The 18,954-nt window shown below is 62.5% G+C and carries 14 protein-coding genes; all 14 read left to right on the plus strand.

The genetic code is table 11. The annotated features are described in order from the left end of the window. Positions 1 to 38 precede the first annotated feature (38 nt). The 14 genes from larB to VLY20_04120 all read left to right on the plus strand — a co-directional run bounded on the left by larB (position 39) and on the right by VLY20_04120 (position 18,856). Entirely contained in the window at positions 39 to 818 is a 780-nt protein-coding gene (gene larB / locus VLY20_04055) for a nickel pincer cofactor biosynthesis protein LarB (protein ID HUK55811.1), read from the plus strand. Positions 819 to 866: 48 nt separating this feature from the next. Continuing rightward, positions 867 to 2,072, plus strand: coding sequence for a nickel pincer cofactor biosynthesis protein LarC (larC, locus tag VLY20_04060; GenBank protein HUK55812.1), 1,206 nt, complete (start codon positions 867 to 869; stop codon positions 2,070 to 2,072). Next, a complete protein-coding gene (locus tag VLY20_04065; GenBank protein ID HUK55813.1) occupies positions 2,069 to 3,073 on the plus strand; it encodes a sodium:calcium antiporter in 1,005 nt (334 codons plus the stop codon). The genes larC and VLY20_04065 overlap by 4 nt, the downstream gene beginning before the upstream one ends. 58 nt (positions 3,074 to 3,131) lie before the next feature. After that, a complete protein-coding gene (locus VLY20_04070; protein HUK55814.1) occupies positions 3,132 to 3,515 on the plus strand; it encodes a response regulator in 384 nt (127 codons plus the stop codon). A gap of 1 nt (position 3,516) precedes the next feature. After that, positions 3,517 to 6,084, plus strand: a complete 2,568-nt coding sequence (locus tag VLY20_04075; GenBank protein HUK55815.1) for an ATP-binding protein — start codon at positions 3,517 to 3,519, stop codon at positions 6,082 to 6,084. Next, positions 6,081 to 7,577, plus strand: a complete 1,497-nt coding sequence (locus tag VLY20_04080) for an HD domain-containing phosphohydrolase (protein HUK55816.1) — start codon at positions 6,081 to 6,083, stop codon at positions 7,575 to 7,577. Before VLY20_04075 ends, VLY20_04080 begins: the two co-directional genes overlap by 4 nt. Before the next feature lie 26 nt (positions 7,578 to 7,603). Beyond that, positions 7,604 to 8,479, plus strand: coding sequence for a cation diffusion facilitator family transporter (locus VLY20_04085; protein HUK55817.1), 876 nt, complete (start codon positions 7,604 to 7,606; stop codon positions 8,477 to 8,479). 42 nt (positions 8,480 to 8,521) lie between these two features. Continuing rightward, entirely contained in the window at positions 8,522 to 9,586 is a 1,065-nt protein-coding gene (gene pdxA, locus VLY20_04090) for a 4-hydroxythreonine-4-phosphate dehydrogenase PdxA (GenBank protein HUK55818.1), read from the plus strand. 265 nt (positions 9,587 to 9,851) lie between these two features. Continuing rightward, positions 9,852 to 10,649: a 16S rRNA (adenine(1518)-N(6)/adenine(1519)-N(6))-dimethyltransferase RsmA gene (gene rsmA / locus VLY20_04095; protein ID HUK55819.1), complete on the plus strand. Its 798-nt coding sequence runs from the start codon at positions 9,852 to 9,854 to the stop codon at positions 10,647 to 10,649. A 418-nt stretch (positions 10,650 to 11,067) separates the two neighbouring features. Next, positions 11,068 to 13,323, plus strand: coding sequence for a DNA translocase FtsK (locus VLY20_04100; GenBank protein HUK55820.1), 2,256 nt, complete (start codon positions 11,068 to 11,070; stop codon positions 13,321 to 13,323). Next, complete coding sequence (locus VLY20_04105) at positions 13,320 to 14,027, plus strand: outer membrane lipoprotein carrier protein LolA (protein HUK55821.1); 708 nt, start codon at positions 13,320 to 13,322, stop codon at positions 14,025 to 14,027. The genes VLY20_04100 and VLY20_04105 overlap by 4 nt, the downstream gene beginning before the upstream one ends. A 49-nt stretch (positions 14,028 to 14,076) precedes the next feature. Continuing rightward, positions 14,077 to 17,955 carry a response regulator gene (locus VLY20_04110; protein HUK55822.1) on the plus strand — a complete coding sequence of 1,293 codons (3,879 nt, stop codon included), beginning with the start codon at positions 14,077 to 14,079 and terminating at the stop codon, positions 17,953 to 17,955. After that, on the plus strand, positions 17,952 to 18,353 hold the full coding sequence (locus VLY20_04115; protein ID HUK55823.1) for a response regulator: 402 nt from the start codon (positions 17,952 to 17,954) through the stop codon (positions 18,351 to 18,353). The genes VLY20_04110 and VLY20_04115 overlap by 4 nt, the downstream gene beginning before the upstream one ends. Positions 18,354 to 18,364: 11 nt before the next feature. Then, a complete protein-coding gene (locus tag VLY20_04120; protein HUK55824.1) occupies positions 18,365 to 18,856 on the plus strand; it encodes a YajQ family cyclic di-GMP-binding protein in 492 nt (163 codons plus the stop codon). Positions 18,857 to 18,954: the final 98 nt, after the last annotated feature.

Raw genomic sequence — 18,954 nt, forward strand, 5'->3', positions numbered from 1 at the left:
GTCCACGGAGGAGGCGACGTGAGCCCTTATAATCGGTCATGAATTTGCAAGACACGCGGAAATTGCTGGGGCGGGTAAAAAGAGGAACCCTCTCGGTGGATGCGGCCGTGAAACGGCTTCGGCATCTTCCTTATGAACCGCTGGGGTTTGCGGCCATCGACCACCACCGCGCGCTACGGCAGGGACATTCGGAGGTGATCTTTTGCGAGGGCAAGCGGCCGGAGCAGATCCTGGCGATCATCCGGCGAATGGTCGCGGTCGACAGTCCGGTTCTGGCCACGCGGGCGACGCCCGGGCTGTTTCAAGCCGTGAAGCGGATCGATTCGAGAGCGGTCTATCACGATCCGGCCCGCGCGATCACCATCCAAACCCGGAATCGGCCTCGACGGCCGCGGCGCTCGGAAGCGACGGCGGGGGTTCTGATCCTCACCGCCGGGACGGCGGATATCCCGGTGGCCGAGGAGGCGAAGGTGACCCTGGAGTTTCTCGGCCGGCGCATCGAAACCGTCTACGATGTGGGCGTGGCCGGACTTCACCGTCTTTGGGACCGGCGTGCCCGCATCGAGGCGGCCTCCGTACTGATCGTCGTGGCCGGAATGGACGGCGCCCTGGCCAGCGTGGTCGGCGGCTGGATGGACAAACCGATCGTGGCCGTGCCGACCAGCATCGGGTACGGCGCCAGTTTCGGTGGCGTGGCCGCGCTGCTGACCATGCTCAACTCCTGCGCCGCCGGCGTGGCGGTCGTGAACATCGACAACGGGTTCGGCGCGGCGGTCCTGGCGCACCGAATGATGGACATCGGCGGGGCCCGACGGTAGGGGTCCGTTAACGACGACGTATTGCTTCATCGGATCATGCGAGGGAATATGAAGATTGCGTATTTCGACTGTTTCTCGGGAGTCAGCGGCGATATGATTCTGGGGGCGATGGTGGATTCGGGACTTGAACTTTCCCGTCTCAAAGAGCGACTGAACCAGCTTCCCCTCAAGGGGTTTGAGCTCAAGACCCGCTCGGCCCAGCGGGGACCTTATATCGGAACCAAAGTGGATGTGATCGTCCAACCTCAAAAGCAAAAATCCTATGAGATTCGCGAACTGGAAAATGTCATCCGTCACAGCCGGCTTGACGACTCGACCAAAAAAACGGTCGGCGCGATTTTGGAACGATGGATCAAGGCCGAGATCAAGGCCCACGGCTCGGCCAAGGGCCTGCGTTTCCAGGCCGATCAGGCCATCGACCTTCTGATCGATATCGTCGGCTGCGTTCTGGGTTTGAGCCTGATGGGGATTGACGAGGTGATGGCCTCCTCGTTGAATCTGGGCAGCGGCCTGGTCAACGTCCACGGGCAAAAAGTTCAGGTTCCGGCTCCCACCACCGTGGAGCTGGTCCGGGGGTTTACGGTCTATTCCAGCGGGCCCCAGCAGGAATTGACCACGCCGACCGGCGCGGCGATCATCACGACGCTCGTCACCACCGGCGGACCTTTTCCCGAAATGCGCCTCCAGAAAGTCGGCTACGGCGCGGGCAGCCACGAATTCAACAACTGGTCGAACATGCTCCGGATGCTGGTGGGGGAATCCCACCAGACAACCCATGCGGACCGGATGATTCTGCTGGAAACCAACATCGACGATCTTAATCCCCAGGTGTATGAACACTTGATGGAACGGCTTTTCGCGGCCGGCGCGCTCGATGTTTATCTGACGGCCATCACGATGAAAAAGGGACGTCCGGGCATTCTGTTGAGCGTGTTGGCCGAACAGCACCAGGCCGCGGCCCTCTCGGAGATCGTGTTTCAGGAAACCACCACGTTGGGAGTCCGGCAGATCGACGTCCAGCGTCGTAAATTGCCGCGCGCTTCCCAGAAAGTCGAAACCCGTTTCGGCCCGGTGCAGGTCAAGGTCGTCACCCGGTCCGGCGGGCAGCAAAAACGACTCCCGGAATACCAGGACTGCAAACGGATTGCCCAGGAAACCGGTTTGCCGCTCCGGCAAATCATGGATGAACTGGAAGAAACGCTCAACCCGGTTTCCCGCGCGCCCCGATCCGGTCCGGCCGGAGGCTCTTCGTGACCGGACTGTTGTTGTCGGGGCTCCTGATTATTTTGGGAGGGGCCTACCTCTTTACGAACGGCGCGGAATGGGTCGGGAAACGGCTGCACTTCTCGGAAGGCGTGGTGGGAAGCGTGCTGGCCGGGGTGGGCACGGCCATGCCGGAAACCATGGTCCCGTTCACGGCGATTTTCTTCGGCCACGGCGAAACCCGAGAGGCGGTCGGCGTCGGCGCGATTCTCGGGGCGCCCTTCATGTTGACGAGCCTCGTTTTCCCCATTCTGGGGTTCGCCGTTCTCTTTTTGTCCTCGATGGGAAAACGGAAGACAGCCCTCCTCCTCAACGCGCCGCTGGTCCGGATCGATCTGGGGTTTTTCCTGACCGGGTATGGGATCGCCTTGCTGATGGCCCTGCTCCCGCTCGAAGAATCCGAGCGGTGGATTCATTATGCCGCCGCCGCGACCCTGGTCGGACTGTACATTTATTATTTGAGCCGCTTGCTCGTCAAACACGGGCGCGTCTCGGAAGACCTGGAACCGCTGATCTTTTCCCGGGGCCTGACCCGAAACCGGGACAACCCGCCTACGGTTCTGATCCTGTCCCAGGCGGCCCTGGGCTTCGGCCTGGTCCTCGGCGGCGCGCACTTCTTCGTCGAAGGCATGCAAGGGCTGTCCCTCGCGATCGGAATGAACCCTCTCATCTTGTCGCTGATCCTCACCCCGATCGCCACGGAGCTCCCCGAATGTTTTAACAGCCTGATCTGGATCGCGCGAAAAAAAGATTCGCTGGCCGTCGCCAACATCACGGGGGCGATGGTTTTTCAAAGCACCTTTCCCGTCTCGGTCGGATTGATCGGAACGCCCTGGCACCTGGACCGATGGGGGCTGACCAGCGCCGGGCTTGCGATCCTGGCCGCCTTTATGCTATATGGTATAATTCTATTCTGGAACCGCTGGCGGCCCGTTCATTTGATCGGCTGCGCGGTCTTTTACGTCGCGTACATCCTGTACGTGTTTGGGTGACACCCCCCGTTCAGAAAACCCGATCCGGGCGCAAAAGGGCGCGGGAAAGGTTGAACCGTTGGAACCGGTAACGATCCTCATCGCGGATGATGAGCCCTATATCGTCCGATCCCTGTCGTATATTCTCCAACGGGAGGGCATTCCCTTCGCCGTCGCAACGGACGGCCAGGAAGCGCTGCAGAAGGTCCGACAACATCGGCCGAAAATCTTTTTCCTCGACATCATGATGCCGAAAAAATCGGGGTTTGAAGTCTGCGCCGAGGTGAAGAAAGACCCCGCGCTTCGCTCGACCCACATCATCATGCTGACCGCCAAAGGACAGGAAGAAGACAAACAAAAAAGTCTGACGGCCGGGGCCAACGAATACATCACCAAGCCGTTCAGCCCCCGGCAGGTCCTGGCTCGCGTGCGGGAACTCCTCGGTCCCGCGACAGGCGCATAGTGTGGATCCCTTACGGATATTCAAAAGCGTCAGGACCAAGATCACCGTTTTAATTCTCGGCGTCGGCCTGCTGGTGGTCCTGATGGGCCTCTCCGTGACCTACGGGGTCGCCCGCAACCATTTGCAAAACACCATCGGCGCGCAGTACCGCGAGTTGGCCCTGGAAACCGGCCAGAAAGTTCAACTCATCATCGAGGCCAATGTCCAGGAGATCACGGTGCTGGCCCTCTCCTCCGATATCCGGAGCAGCGTCGAGTCGGCGAACGCCGTCTATTCCAAAAAACGCTTGAGCGAGGCCGACGTCCGGAAGCGGATCGAGACCGTCGTCGCTTTGTGGAAGCGGAGCCAAGGCGCGGAGGACCCCTTCGTCCGCGGATTTCTGGCCAACCCCGCCTCCGGGTTGATCCACGGCTTTCTTCAAGACCCCGATGAACGTTCCGAGCACTTCTCGCTCATCGTGACGGATCAACGGGGGCTGCTCGTGGGTGCGGATGCGAAGCCCGCCCGGGTCTTCTACGGAGACGAGGTCTGGTGGCAGGCCGCCTTCAACGGGGGCCGCGGCAGCACGTACATCTCGGACGTCAAGCTGCTTGAGGAGCCCGTCGAAGGATCCGAAAAAGTTTACACGATCACGATGGCCGTCCCCGTCACCGACGCCACGGGCCGACGGGCCATCGGCGTCATCAAGACCGATCTCCGGATCAAGGAGTTTTTCGAGGCCGTCACCCAGGTCCATCTGGCCAAGTCGGACCATACCATGCTCGCCAGCTCGGACGGCAGCCTGATTTTCTGCCCGATCTTTCTGGTCCGAAACCATACGCTTCAGCCCGCCCTGATGCGGGCCATCTTTAAAGACGAAGCAGGGTGGGCGATCACGCGGGCCGACGTCCATTACGGCGGGACGAACACCATCGACGGGTTTGCGCCGGTTCCGGTCGCGTCGGACATCCATCCCGCCAGTTTCAACGGAAACCGGTGGTATATCTTCACCAGCCAGAATCCGGCCGAGACCTATGCCCCCATCAATACCTTGCTGAACTGGATCCTCCTCACGGGCGGCTCGGGGGCCGTGCTGCTGCTGGTTCTGGGACTCCGCGCGGCCAATTACGTCGTCCGGCCCTTGCAGGACCTCCGGCAGGGCGTCAAATTGATCGGGTTTGGAAACCTGAATCACCGTCTGGCGATTCGGACCGGGGATGAAATCCAGGAACTGGCGGACGAATTCAACGAGATGGCGTTCAAGCTGCAGACCGCCTACACCCACCTGGAACAGAAGGTCGCGGAACGAACTGAACAATTGGCGGCGGTCAACAAAATCACCCGGACGATCAGTTCCAAACTCAACATGATCGAGATCTTCGACTCGATCTGCGACGAGGCGAATAAATTGCTGGACTACGACCGGATCAGTCTCTCGCTGCTCGACGACCACCGGCAGCAGATCGCGTTCCGGCTGGTCCGGATGAAAAACGAGGCCACCGTGGTTCACGACCGTCCGCGGTCCAGGACCGGGACGGTCATCGGACGGGTCGTGGAATCCAAACGGCCCTTTATTCGCGCGGACGTCCGCGAGGCTTCCGAATTCGTCGAAGACCGGCTCCTCCGGAACGAGGAACTGCGGTCCTACATCGTCGTGCCCCTCGTGGCCCAGAACCAATCGATCGGAACGCTGAACCTGGCCGGCCGTCGCCCGGGGACCTATACCGATCGAACCCTGGAGATCCTGATCCCGATCGCCGAGCAGCTGGCGATCGCCGTTGAAACGATCCGCCTGTTCCAGGAGACGAAGAAACTCGATCAGCTGAAGTCGGACTTCGTCTCCAAAGTCTCTCACGAGCTCCGGACCCCCCTGACCTCGATCAAGGGGTTCGCCGAGATCCTGCTGTCCTACGAGGACGTGGATCCCAAAACCCGGCAGGAATTTATTTCTATCATCAACGAAGAGAGCGAGCGGCTGACCCGCTTGATCAACGACATCCTCGACATCTCGAAAATCGAGGCCGGCAAACTCGAATGGCATATCCAGCCCCTTTCACCGTCCGAGATCGTGGTCCACACCGTGAAATCCGTCCGGGCCGTGGCGCTGGAAAAGAACCTTCCCATCCTGATCGACGTTCCCGAAAACCTTCCGAAGATTCGGGGGGACCGGGACCAGCTCATCCAGGTGATGGACAACCTGCTGGGAAACGCCATCAAGTTTTCGAGCGGCGGTCACATCACCGTTCAGGGGGCGCAGGAAGACGGCGCGGTCCGGATCTCGGTCATCGACACCGGGATCGGGATCCCGGCCGAGGACCTCCAGAAGATCTTCGATAAATTTCACCGGCTCGGCGACACCCGGAGCGGCAAACCGAGAGGCACCGGCCTGGGGCTCTCCATCTGCCGCGAAATCATCCTCCATCTGGGCGGACGCATCTGGTGCGAGAGCCAGCCGGGGAAGGGCAGCCGTTTTCATTTCACGGTTCCCGTTTGGCGCGAAGGCCTCCCCGACGGCCCGCCGGACCCGGAACAGCCGGAGGCTTCCCCGAGCCGCGATTCGGGCCGAACCATCCTGTCGGGCGACGCATGACGGCCCCCCTTCTAAAAATTCCGGACCTGATCCATGCCGAACGCTTGAGGAAGTTCATCGACCGATCGACGGACGCGTGCCGCGGTTCGGTCTCCATCCTCGACGCGAACGGACAGCCGGTCCCGGCCGAGGGAAGCCCGCCTCCCGCCGAGCTCCGCGGCGACCCGGACTTTGTGCGGCAGGTCTTGAACGAAAAAAATGAAGACCGCATCCTCCGGCATTCAAGGTTCCCGCTGTACGCCGCGCCCCTGCTCTGCCAGGGCGCCTGCGTCGGACTGCTCCTCATCCGCTTCCCGACGGACTCCGACGATCCGACGGTCCGCGCGCGGCAGGAACGGGACTTTCGGCCGATCCGGGACCATCTCCGGGATCTTCTGGACACGGGATACGAGCTGCTCAACCTCTCGTCCGAGATCGTCCGCAATTATGAAGAACTGTCGCTTTTGTACGACCTGTCGCTGAAGCTGAGCGCTCAATCCGACCCGGAACGCATCGGCCGGATCGTGGCCGACGAGGTCCAGTCCGTCCTCCCCGCGCAAAACCTGTCCATCCTGATGGTCGACGCCCAAACCGGCGCGCTCGATTCCAGGATCGCGATCGGCCGCGACGGCCGCCGCCACCCTCCGTATCGGATCGAGCCGGGCCGGGGGATCGCGGGACGGGTCGTCCGGACCGGCCAGCCCCTGATCGTCTGCGACGTCGGACAGGATCCCGGGTTCGTCCCGGTGAGTTACCCGATCACGTCGTTGATGAGCGTTCCGATGATGCTGGGCCGGAAAACGCTGGGGACGATCGACATCAGCGACAAGCTGGACGGGAAGGAGTTCAGCACCTACGATTTGAAGCTGATTCAGGCGATCGCGGCCGAGGCCGCCGTGGCGCTCGAAAACGCGCGGCTCTTTGCCGAGGTCAAGGACCTCTTCCTGAGCACGGTCAAATCGCTCGTGATGGCGATCGACGCCAAGGACCCGTACACGCACCTGCATTCCCTGCGGGTCTCCGAGGTCTCCGCCATCCTGTCGGACGAGCTCGGCCTCCCGCCGCCGGACGTGGAGCAGATCAAGCTGGCCGCGTTGCTTCACGACGTCGGCAAGATCGGCGTTCCGGAAAAGGTGCTCCTCAAACCGGGCAAACTTTCCCCGGCCGAATGGGCGGAAATCAAACGGCATCCCCTGCACAGCGTCCATATTCTGGAGCAGGTGAAGCAATTTTCACACATCCTCCAATGGGTCCGGCATGAACATGAACATTACGACGGCAGCGGTTACCCGGACGGCCTCGTCGGCGGGGCCATCCCTCTCCCCAGCCGGATCATCGCCGTGGCGGACGCTTTCGACGCCATTACATCGGACCGGTATTATCGGAAGGGCAGCCCGGAGGACGCCGCGGTCGAAATCATCCAGAAGGAGGCCGGCATCCAGTTCGACCCGGAGGTGATCCGCGCGTTCGTGTCCGCCCACCGAAAGGGCCGCTTCGGCGGATTGCCGACCTAAGGGAACGGGCCGCCGCGCACACATCCATGCCGACTCGAGATCGCAAAGTCCGAAACGTCCTCTGGTTCATCCTGGTTTTGAACCTCCTCGTCGCCGCGGCCAAACTGGTCTACGGTCAATGGACCGGCGCCCTCAGCATGTGGGCCGACGGCCTGCATTCGGTGTTCGACGGGGCCTCGAACGTGATCGGGCTGGTCGGCATGTGGGCCGCGGCGCATCCGCCGGACGAGGCGCATCCCTACGGCCACCGGAAGTTCGAAACGTTCGCCGCCTTCGCGATCTCGGTTTTTCTTTTTCTGGCCTGTTTCCGGATCCTGGAGAGCAGCTACGCCCGCCTGACCGATCCGAGCGTTCCGACCGTGACCTGGGTCAGCTTCGCGGTGATGCTGGCCACCCTGGGAATCAATCTGGCGGTGACGCGCTATGAACAGAGACGGTCGACCGAGCTGAAGAGCGAGATTCTTCATGCCGATTCGATGCACACCTTGAGCGACGTGTATTCCTCCCTCTCCGTCCTGATCGGCCTCGCGGCCGTGCGGATGGGCTGGCCCGTCCTGGACCCGATCATGGCCGTCGTGATCGCGGGCTTCATCGGAAAAACGGGGTTTCAGATCCTGTTCGAGTCCTCCCGCGTCCTAAGCGACGCCTCCTGCGTCGACCCCGCCCGGGTCCGGGAAATCGTGCTGCGGATCCCGGGCGTGAAGTCCTGCCACAGCATCCGAACGCGGGGGCTCGAGAACCACGTCTTCGTGGACTGCCATATTCAAGTCCAGCCGGACATGACGGCCGAGCGGGCCCACGTCCTCGTGCACGGCATCGAGGACCTGATCAAGAAGGAGATGACGGAGGTGGTGGACGTCGTCATCCATGTCGAGCCCGATGCGGAACATGGCATACATTAATATGCGGGGACCCGTGCAACGATATACAAGATCGGGCGCGCGATGAAGCCGATGATCGCCATCACGATGGGGGATCCGGCCGGCATCGGCCCGGAGATCATCGTCAAGGCGTTTTCGAAACCGCTCGTGAACCGGATCGAGCGCGCGGGCCGCTTCGTGGTCGTCGGGGATCGCGGCGTTCTGGAAAAAACCGCGCGGCGGATTAAACACGCCCCCGGACTCCGGGCCGTTCCCGATCCCGAGGCGGTCCGCGCCGCCCAAAACGTACTGAGCGTCATCGACCTGAAAAACGTCGACCTCCGGCGCCTGGCCGTCGGCCGGCCGGGGGCGGCGGGCGGACGGGCGGCCGTCGGGGCGATCCGGACGGCGGTCGAGCTGGCCCTCGCCCGGCGGGTCGCGGCGATCGTCACGGCCCCGATCAGCAAGGAGGGATTGCACGCGGCGGGATATCCCTTTCCGGGCCATACCGAATTGTTGGCCGAGCTGACGGGAAGCCCCGCGGTCGGCATGCTGATGGCGGCGAATCTGCCGAAAACGATCCGTCCGCGCCTTGCGCCTCAACTGCGCATCCTGCTGGCCACGACGCACGTGGCGATTCGCGACCTGCCGGAGCGTCTGACGCGGGAATGCGTCGAGACGGCGATCCGGCTGGCCCACGACGCGGCCGTCCGCTATTTCGGCCTCCGCCGTCCCCGCCTCGCCGTGGCCGGCCTGAACCCGCACGCGGGGGAGGCGGGGCTGTTCGGACGCGAGGAATTCGAGACGATCGGGCCGGCGGTCGAGCAGGCGCGGCGCGACGGCCTTCCGGTCGCCGGCCCCTTTCCGGCCGACAGCCTGATCCGCCGCGCCGTCGAAGGGAAGTACGACCTCGTCGTCGCGATGTATCACGACCAGGCCCTGATCCCGATCAAGCTCCTGGGCTTCGGCCGCGCCGTGAACGTCACGGTCGGCCTCCCTTTCGTCCGTACCTCGCCGGACCACGGGACGGCCTACGACATCGCCGGAAAGGGGGTTGCCGATCCGAGCAGCCTGATCGAGGCGATCCGGCTGGCCGCGGCGCTGGCGAAAAAAAGAAAGATCGGGCGGGCGCCTCATCCCTTCGCTTGATGAACGAGTCGCGCCGATCGTGCTTTTTCATCCATGGTCGGCCGTTCGACGACCTGACGTTTGATGCCGCTTGATTGAATGAGGGTCCGCTGTTCTACGGTGAACAGGACGATTTTAAAGCGGGCGGGTGGCCGGAGGCGGGGCGCCCCATCCGCCCGGAACGGATGACCCCCGCCGGGCGGGGACGGCAGGCCCTCCCGGAAAGATAAACGGAGTGAGGACGGACGGGGCTGCCGCAGGACAGGACCCGCCCCCTTGTAATTTCATGATGAGATCCAAACGCAAAGCGCTCGGGCAGCACTTTCTGCACGACCGGAACATCGTCCGCAAAATCCTCGCGCTGGCCGATCTTCGGCCCGGCGAGAGCGTCATCGAGATCGGACCCGGCCGCGGGATACTGACGCGCGCCCTCGCCGACACGGGCGCGGCGGTCTACGCAATCGAGATCGATCGCTCCCTGTACGAGCCGCTCCAAAAAGCGTTCGCGTCCGACATCCGGATCATCCATGCCGACGCGTTGACATACGCGTACGAAGACCTCCCCGCGCCCTTTGCCGTCGTGGCCAATCTCCCCTATGCCGTCTCCACCCCGCTGCTGTTCCGCCTGCTGGAGCTGCGCTCGCGCGTCAGCCGGATGGTCCTGATGCTTCAATTGGAAGTGGCGCGGCGAATCACGGCCGCACCCGGCACAAAGGACTACAGCCCCCTGTCCGTCGGCGCGCAGTTCTACGCCGATCCCCGCCTGGAATTCGTCGTGCCCCGCGGCTGCTTTAGACCACCCCCGCGCGTCGACTCGGCCGTCGTGAGCCTGCGAGTCCGTCCCGCGCCGCGCGCGGCCGTCAAGGATGAAGCGTTTTTCTTCCGGGTCGTGCGCGGCGGCTTCGCCCATCGCCGCAAATCGCTCCGCAACGCGCTCAAGGACGCCGGCTTCACGAACGAAGCCGTCGAGCGCGCGCTCCCCGCCGTCTCAAACACGTCCCAAAACCCGCAGCGCCGCGCCGAGACGCTCTCGATCGAAGAATTCGCCCGCCTCGCCGACGCGCTGTTCGATCCAATCCAATGATCATCGCCGTTCTTGTTCTTTCCATCCGTTTTTAGTACAATCCGGCTTGCTATCCTGCCACGTTTTGTTCCGTCGTTTATTATGCCCTTTCATCCGTACGCCTACACGGTGCCGTGCCGGGGAAAAATAGAGAATTTTGAACCTCCACCCCGGCGGCCAAAAGGACCACTATATTCGATCTGCGTCATTATATATATAGCGGCCGGGGACCAAAGGGGAAAACCTATTCGTTCTTTTAAGCCCCATAGAATGAGGATCAGATCTTGAAATATTATTTTGATTGCGCGACGGTTAGGATAATGCTGTTTTCTCCGTCCTCGCGCGCGCCGGGCCGGGATGCTTTCGATCGAAGTTTCCGCCCGCCCCGCCGATAAACTGTTTGTATTTCCCTCTGAACTGTGATAACTTCGGTAGTGAAATGGCTGAGGCAATCCGATCGGAAAACCGTCGTCACGAGATTCTGGGCGTCCTCTTTCTGGCCGTCGGTCTGTTGTTGTTGGTCAGCCTGATCTCGTACGATCCGCTGGACCCTTCCTTCAGCTCGATCGCATCCAATCCCTCCGTCCATAACCTTGCCGGGAAGGCGGGCGCCTATCTGTCCGACGCGCTTTTTCAGATCATCGGCGGAAGCGCCTACCTGCTGGCGATCGGCAGTTGCGCGGTCGGCTGGCGGAAGCTGCTGTCCCGGCCGATTCCCTTCCATCGCTTAAGAATCGCCGGTTTCACCTTGCTCTTGGTCTCGTCGACGACCCTTCTGGACCTTTTATGGACCGGCCTGCCCTCGCTCACGGGCGGCCGGATTCTGGCCGGCCACGCGGGCGGCTTGTTCGGAAAATGGACGGCCGACTGGCTTTCGGGATATTTCGCCCCGGTCGGCGCCTACATCCTGGTGACGGCCGCCGTGCTTCTGTCGCTCATTCTGACCACATCGCTTTCCCTTTTCACCCTGGCGGAACGGGCACGCGACGCCGTTCGGACGATCGCCCGGCACTCCCGGCGCTTGGTCGAAGCGGCCCGGACCGCGCTGACCATCCATCAGGAGCAGTCCCGCCGTTGGAAAACCGAGACGAAGATCCGTCAGAAATGGCCGCTCCAGAAACCCAAAATCGTCGACACGCCCCCGCCGCCGAAGGCGCCCCCGAAACAGGCGGACCTGCCCTTCATGAAGGAAACGGGCGATTTTGAACTGCCCCCGCTGAGCCTCCTCAATAACCCGCCCGGTTCGGCCAGTCGGATTTCAAAGGAGGAGCTGCTCGCGAATTCCCAGATCCTGGAAAAGAAACTGCTGGACTACGGGATCGAAGGCCGCGTGACGCAGGTCCATCCGGGCCCGGTCGTCACGATGTACGAGTTCGAGCCGGCGGCCGGCGTGAAAGTGAACCGCATCGTCAATCTGTCCGACGACCTCGCGCTGGCGATGCGGGCCATGAGCGTCCGGATCGTGGCCCCCATTCCGGGTAAATCCGTCGTCGGAATCGAGATCCCCAACACCCACCGGGAGGACGTCTATCTCAAGGAGATCCTGACCGCCGAGCCCTTTACGACGACGCAATCCAAGCTGACCCTCGCGCTGGGCAAGGATATCTTCGGCGTCCCGGTCGTCGCGGACCTGGCCGGCATGCCCCATCTTCTGGTGGCCGGCGCGACCGGTTCCGGCAAAAGTGTCGCGCTCAACACCATGGTCTTAAGCCTCCTGTACTCGGCCACGCCCGAGGAAGTCAAGTTCATCATGATCGATCCCAAGCTGCTGGAGCTCTCGGCCTACGACGGCATCCCGCATCTTCAAACCCCCGTGCTCGTCCGGGCGAAGGATACCCCGAGGGTCTTTCAACGCTTGGTCGCCGAGATGCAGCACCGCTACCGCCTCCTGGCCGAGGCCGGCGCGCGGAACATCGAGAGCTACAACAAGAAGATCCGGGAGCTTGCGGCCGCGGGAAAGCCGCGGCCGGCGAGGGAAACGACGGCGGTCGAACCCGACGAGGCCTCCGACGCCGTGCTCTCCCGGCCCGGTGCGCCGCTGCCCTACCTGGTCGTGATCGTGGACGAGCTGGCGGACCTGATGCTGGTCGCGTCGCGGGAGATCGAAGACTCGATCACGCGCCTGGCCCAGATGGCCCGCGCGGCCGGCATCCACCTGATCGTGGCCACCCAGCGCCCCTCCGTCGATGTTCTGACCGGCCTGATCAAGGCGAATTTCCCCGCCCGGATTTCATTCCAGGTCGCCTCCAAGACCGACTCGAGAACCATTCTGGACGCCAACGGCGCCGAAGAACTGCTGGGACGGGGCGACATGCTCTTTTTGGCGCCGGGAACGGGCCGGATCACCCGCATCCACGGAGCCTACGTTTCCGAGAGCGAGATCCGCGCGGTCGTGGATCACGTCAAGTCGCAAGGGAAGCCGAACTACATCGACCTCGCGCCCCCCGCCGAGGGCGGTGGAAGCGAGACCGGCGACCCGGAGGCGAACGAACGGGATGCCTTGTATGAAAAAGCGGTCGAGATGGTCGTCACCTCCGGCGCGGCCTCGGCCTCCCTGATTCAACGACGGCTCCGCGTCGGCTACCCCCGGGCGGCCCGGATGATCGAGATGATGGAGGAGGACGGGATCGTCGGACCGGCCTCGGGCGGAAAACCGCGGGAGGTCTTGAGCCGGGGGAACGAGCCGGTCGGATGAAGCGCGCCGTCGTGAGGAACTATTGGGCCGTCGTCCTAACATTGATCGGGCTTTTTGAACTGTCCGGCCGCGCCGCCGCCGCGACCCTCCCGCCCGACGAGAACGCCCTGACCGAGACGGTCCGGAAGATCCAGGCCGCGTACGAACGGACCTCGGATTGGAAGGCCGACTTCGAACAAACCACGCGGATCGAGGGCTTCGACGCGCCGATCGCCTCGCGCGGGAAACTGTACATTAAAAAACCGGATAAACTGCGGTGGGAATACCTCGAGCCGAACCGGAACCAGATCGTGGTGAATGAACAAAAGATCTGGATTTACACGCCGGAACAAAAACAGGCGATCGTGAGCCCTTTTTCCGAAATTTCCGATTCCCAATTGCCGCTCCATCTCCTCAGCGGCGTCGGTCGGCTGGACCGCGACTTCAGCGTGCAGTGGACCGATCCCGCCGGGGCCGGGTCCGCGAAGCCGCCCTCGCTGACCTTGATCCCCAAAGACCCCCGGACGGGCCTGACCAAGCTGTGGGTGGAGGTGGACCCGGGAACTTATTTCATCACGCGGCTCACCTTGTTTGAAACCAACGGGAACCGCTCGCAGTTCCGCTTCGCGGGGATCCGAAACGATACGGGATTGAAGGACCGGTTTTTCGTCTTTACGCCTCCGAAGGACGTGGTGGTCGTTGAATCGCCCCTCCGCAAGCCGTGACGGACGTTCCGCGCAAGAAAGGCTTCGGAGAACGGATGGAGGTTCTTCCATGGGTCGACCGGAACGGAAAACGGGACTGCGCCGGAAACTGGTCTGGGCCACCGTATTTGTGGGCATTCTGCCCGTCGTCCTGGGCCTGGTCTTAACCTACCTCAAAGGGACGGAAGAACTCCGAAAAGCCCTGGGCGTAAATTTCGCGGGGCTGGCGCGCGAAGCCGCGAACAAATCCGATCTACTGATCAGCCGGAAGATGGAGGAATTGACCAAGGCCGCGGCCGACCCGGCGGTCATCGAGGCCGTTTTGCGGGCCAGCCCAACCGATCGCGGATCGTCGGAGCCGGCCGTTCAGGAAAGCATGGACCGCATCCTCTCCAACCCGGCGTCGGCTTCCTTGGCAAAGGCTTTGACGCTCCAGGAAGGCGTCGCCTCCCGCGTCGCGCTGTACGCCGCCGACGGCCACGGCGCGCTCGTGGCCAGCGTCAACGATCGTCCGCCCCTGCGTTCGTCGGAGACGCCCGAATGGAAGGCGATCTTCTCCGACGGACACGGCCGGCCTTACATCGGCAATCTTTATCGCGACTCCGGAAGCGACCGCTTCCTGGTCGATATCGGCGTCCCCGTTCTGGACCCCTCCACCGGCGGGGCGCTCGGGGTCCTGATCCTGGTCAGCGACGTCAAGGAGCTTTTCAAGACGCGAATCGAAGAGGTCCGCTTCGGCCGGACGGGCCATGCCATGCTGATCGACGGCAACGGCCGCGTTCTGATCTGCCCGATCCTGCCGACCGGCATGCACGTCACCGACCCCCAGCTCCTGCAGGTCATCACGGGAACGCGCCAACCCGGCTGGGCCCTGGTCCGCAACGACGCGCACGGCGGGACAGACTCGATCATCGGCACGGCCCCCCTCGACCGTGCCAATCAAATCCTGACCCAATCCGGCTCGGCCGCCTGGTACGGTTTCACCCGGCAGGACCCCAAGGAACTGTACGCGCCCGTCCATGCCCTTCTGATCTATGTTGCGGTTTGGAGCGTGCTTCTCGTCGGTTTAATGGTTCTTCTGGCCCTCGCCGTCTCCAAGCGGATGGTCCGGCCGGTGCGCCTGCTGCACGAAGGCGCCGAATTGATCGGCCGGGGCAACCTCGGCCACCGCCTCAAGATCGAGACGAACGACGAAATCGAACAACTGGCGGAGGAGTTCAACCGGATGGCCGTTCATCTCGAAGAATCCTATTCCGGCCTCGAACAGCGGGTGGCGGACCGGACGAAGGAGTTGACCGCGTTGAACACCATTGCGCTCACCGTCAACCGCTCCCTGGATCTTCAGGAAATCCTGGACTCGACCTTGGAAAAAATCCTGGACGTGATGCATGTCGAGGCCGGGATGATCCACGCCTGGGACGCCGCGCAAGGCCGCTCGTTTCTGAAAGCCCACCGGGGACTCTGGAAGGACGGGGTCCCGCCCGCGGCCGGGATCGAATCCCGCGACTCCCTCTCCGGAAAAGTCGCCCGGACCGGGAAAGCGATCGTGATCGAAGAATCCCAACTCCCGGATTATTCGGACAGCCCGCTGGTTCAAAGGGGATTCCGTTCCATCGTCTGCATCCCGGTGAACAGCAAAAACCGGATGGTCGCCACTTTGACGATCGCCGGCACGGGGCCGCGCCGGGTGAGCCCCTCCGATCTCCAGCTCCTGTCTTCCATCGGGAACCAGATGGGAACCGCCATCGACAACGCCGCGCTGTACGCGCGCGAACGAACGACGGTCGACCAGCTCAAGGAAATCGATCGTCTGAAGTCGGAGTTTCTTTCCAACGTCAGCCACGAGCTTCGCCTGCCGCTGACATCGATCATCGGTTTCTCGGAGCTGTTGTTGGACCGCATCCCGGGAAATCTGTCGGCGGATCAGGACGAGTACATCCGGAACATCCAGGAAAGCGGTTACCATCTGCTGGAGATCATCAACAACCTGCTCAACCTCTCCAAGCTTCGCGCCGGGAAGATGGAGATTCATCTGGAAGCGTTTGATCTGGCCTCCATGATCGACAGCGTCAAACGGACGGTGACGCCGCTGATGGCCAAGAAGGGGGTGAGTCTGGAAACCACGGTCGATCCGGGGGCGACGTCGCTTTACACGGATCAGGGAAAGGTCAAACAGGTTCTGCTCAACCTGTTAAGCAACGCCATCAAGTTCACCCCGGCCGGCGGCGAAATCCGGATCCGGTCGAAACCCGCGACGCTGGACCACCGGCCCGCGGTGGAGATCGCGGTCTCGGACACCGGGATCGGCATCCGCCCGGAGGATCGGACGAAAATTTTCGAAGAGTTCCGACAGCTGGACAATTCCTACTCCCGGGACTATCCCGGAACGGGTTTAGGCCTAACCATCTCGAAACAGTTTCTGGAGCTGATCCACGGACGCATCGACGTCGAAAGCGACTACGGCCGCGGGAGCACCTTCACGATCGTTTTCCCGATGCGGGAGGCGCCGGAAGCGCCGCCGGCTCCCGCCGGGGATAGGCCCGAACCCCGCGCGGTCCAGGCGCCCGCGCTCCCGGTTCCGCCGATGAGGAAGCAACCCTCGGCGCCGGCCGCGACCGGGACCGCTCCCCTGGCGCCGGCCGCCCTGCCCCGCATTCTGGTGGTGGAAGACGACCCCACCGTCGAGAGGCTCCTGACGCTGTACCTGAACCAGGAAGGCTACCATGTCGACCACGCCGCTGGCGGAGAGGAGGCGATGGAAAAAGCGATCCTGCTCAAACCCTTCGCGATCACGCTGGACATCATGCTCCAGCATGAAGACGGGTGGGCCGTGCTGCAGAAATTGAAGCAGCTTCCGGAGACGAAGGACATCCCGGTCGTGATCATTTCCATCATCGAAAACCGGGAGCTGGGGTTCAGCCTGGGAGCCACCGACTACTTTACCAAACCGATCGACCGGAAGGCCCTTCTGGAAAGCCTGAAGAAGCTCAACCTGTCCGCCCGCATCAGCCGCAAGCCGGTCAACATCCTGGTGATCGATGACGACCCGAAAATTCTCCAGTTGATGGCCGCCATCCTGGAGGCCGAAGGCTACGGCGTTCTCAAGGCCCAGCAGGCCGCCGAAGGAATCGATCTGGCGATCGAGGTCCAGCCGGACTTGATTCTCCTGGACCTTCTCATGCCGGATATCGACGGGTTTGAAGCGCTGGAACGACTCAAACTCCATCCCACGGCCAAGAATATTCCGGTGATCATCTTCACGGCGCGAACCTTGACCGAGGAGGACCGGACCCGGCTGAACGCCAAAATTCGCGGCGTGATCCAGAAGGGCAACTCGCTCCGGGAAGCGGTGCTCACCGAGATCCGGAAATTCGAGAAGCTGTATCCCGACAAGGCGCGCATGGTGGACGGTCTGACCGGCCTTTACAACCAGCGCTACCTCCAGAACCGGCTCGCCGACGAGACGAGCCGGGCGCTTCGGATTCAGCTGACCTTCTCCCTGCTCATGATCAATCTGGACCGCTTCCATTCCTTCAACGAACAGCAGGGGGTGGACGCCGGCAACCGGGCGATCCAGGAAACCGCCGAGCTGCTGCGCAAACATACCCGGGCCGCGAACCCGCTTTGCCGCTGCGGCGGAAGCACCTTCGCGATCATCCTGACCGAAACGACCAAGACGTCGGCCGTCCTGGTCGGAGAGAAAATACGCGGAATCGTCGAACAGCATGCGTTCTCGCCGATCGACCCGGCCGACGACCGGGCGGCGCGGGCCCGCCGTTTCACCGTCAGCATCGGCGTGGCCTCCTTCTTTGAAGACGGAGAGACGCCGGAGCAATTGATGGTCCGCGCCAATCAGGCGCTGGACGAGGCCCGATCCCGCGGCGGGAACCGCGTGGCGAAATACACCCAACCGTCGGCCGCGGCGGACCCTTCCGGAGGGATCCGATGACGAGCCCCGACGCGGCCGGAGTCGCCGGAAAAAAAGTCCTGGTGGCGGACGACGAAAAGTTCGTTCGCGAACTGATCAAGATCAAACTCGGCCGTTGCGGTCTAGCGGTTCTGGAGGCCGCCAACGGACTTGAAGCGGTCGAGATGGCGCGGGCGCTTCAGCCGGACGTGATTCTGCTGGACGTGATGATGCCGAAGATGAACGGCTTTGAGGCCTGCGAAAAGCTGAAATCCGATCCCGCCACCGCCCGGATTCCGGTGGTGCTGCTGACGGCGCGGGGCGAGCAGGCCAATCAGGAACGCGGACTTTCCCTCGGCGCCACGGATTATATGAGCAAACCCTTCAGTCCGCAGAAATTGGCGGAGCGGGTCATCGAGATTCTTCAACGTTCTTCATAGGGGGTATCGGCATGGCCAATCTTAATTCCTTTGATATCGTTTCCAAGACCGACATGCAGGAGGTCAAGAACGCGGTGGACCAGGCCTCCAAAGAGCTGTCCCAGCGCTTCGACTTTAAAGGAAGCAAAAGCCTGATCACGCTGGAAGGCGCCGACCTGGTCGTCGTATCGGACGACGATTACAAGTTAAAGAGCGTTCTGGATATTCTCCAGTCCAAGCTGGTCAAGCGCGGCGTTTCTCTCAAGGCCCTGAGCTACGGGCCGGTCGACGCAGCGCTCGGCGGCACCGTGCGGCAGAAAATCGCGTTGCAGCAGGGGATCAATTCCGATAAAGCCAAAGAAATCGCCAAGGCGATCCGGGACGCGAAGTTCAAGGCCCAGACCCAGATCCAGGGAGACCAGGTCCGCGTATTGAGCAAGGACAAGGACGAACTTCAAACCGTCATTGCCTTTTTGAAAGGAAAGGACTTCGGCCTGCCCTTGCAGTTCACCAATTACCGCTAGGGGCGCTTTGCGAGCCGCCCCTACCCGGCCCTCGCCAGTTTCTCAAACCCATCCTTGACGACGATCATCGCCTTGCAATCGTCTTCGTTATATTTCAG

Source organism: Nitrospiria bacterium (genome assembly GCA_035517655.1).
Classification (GTDB): Bacteria; Nitrospirota; Nitrospiria; order JACQBZ01; family JACQBZ01; genus JACQBZ01.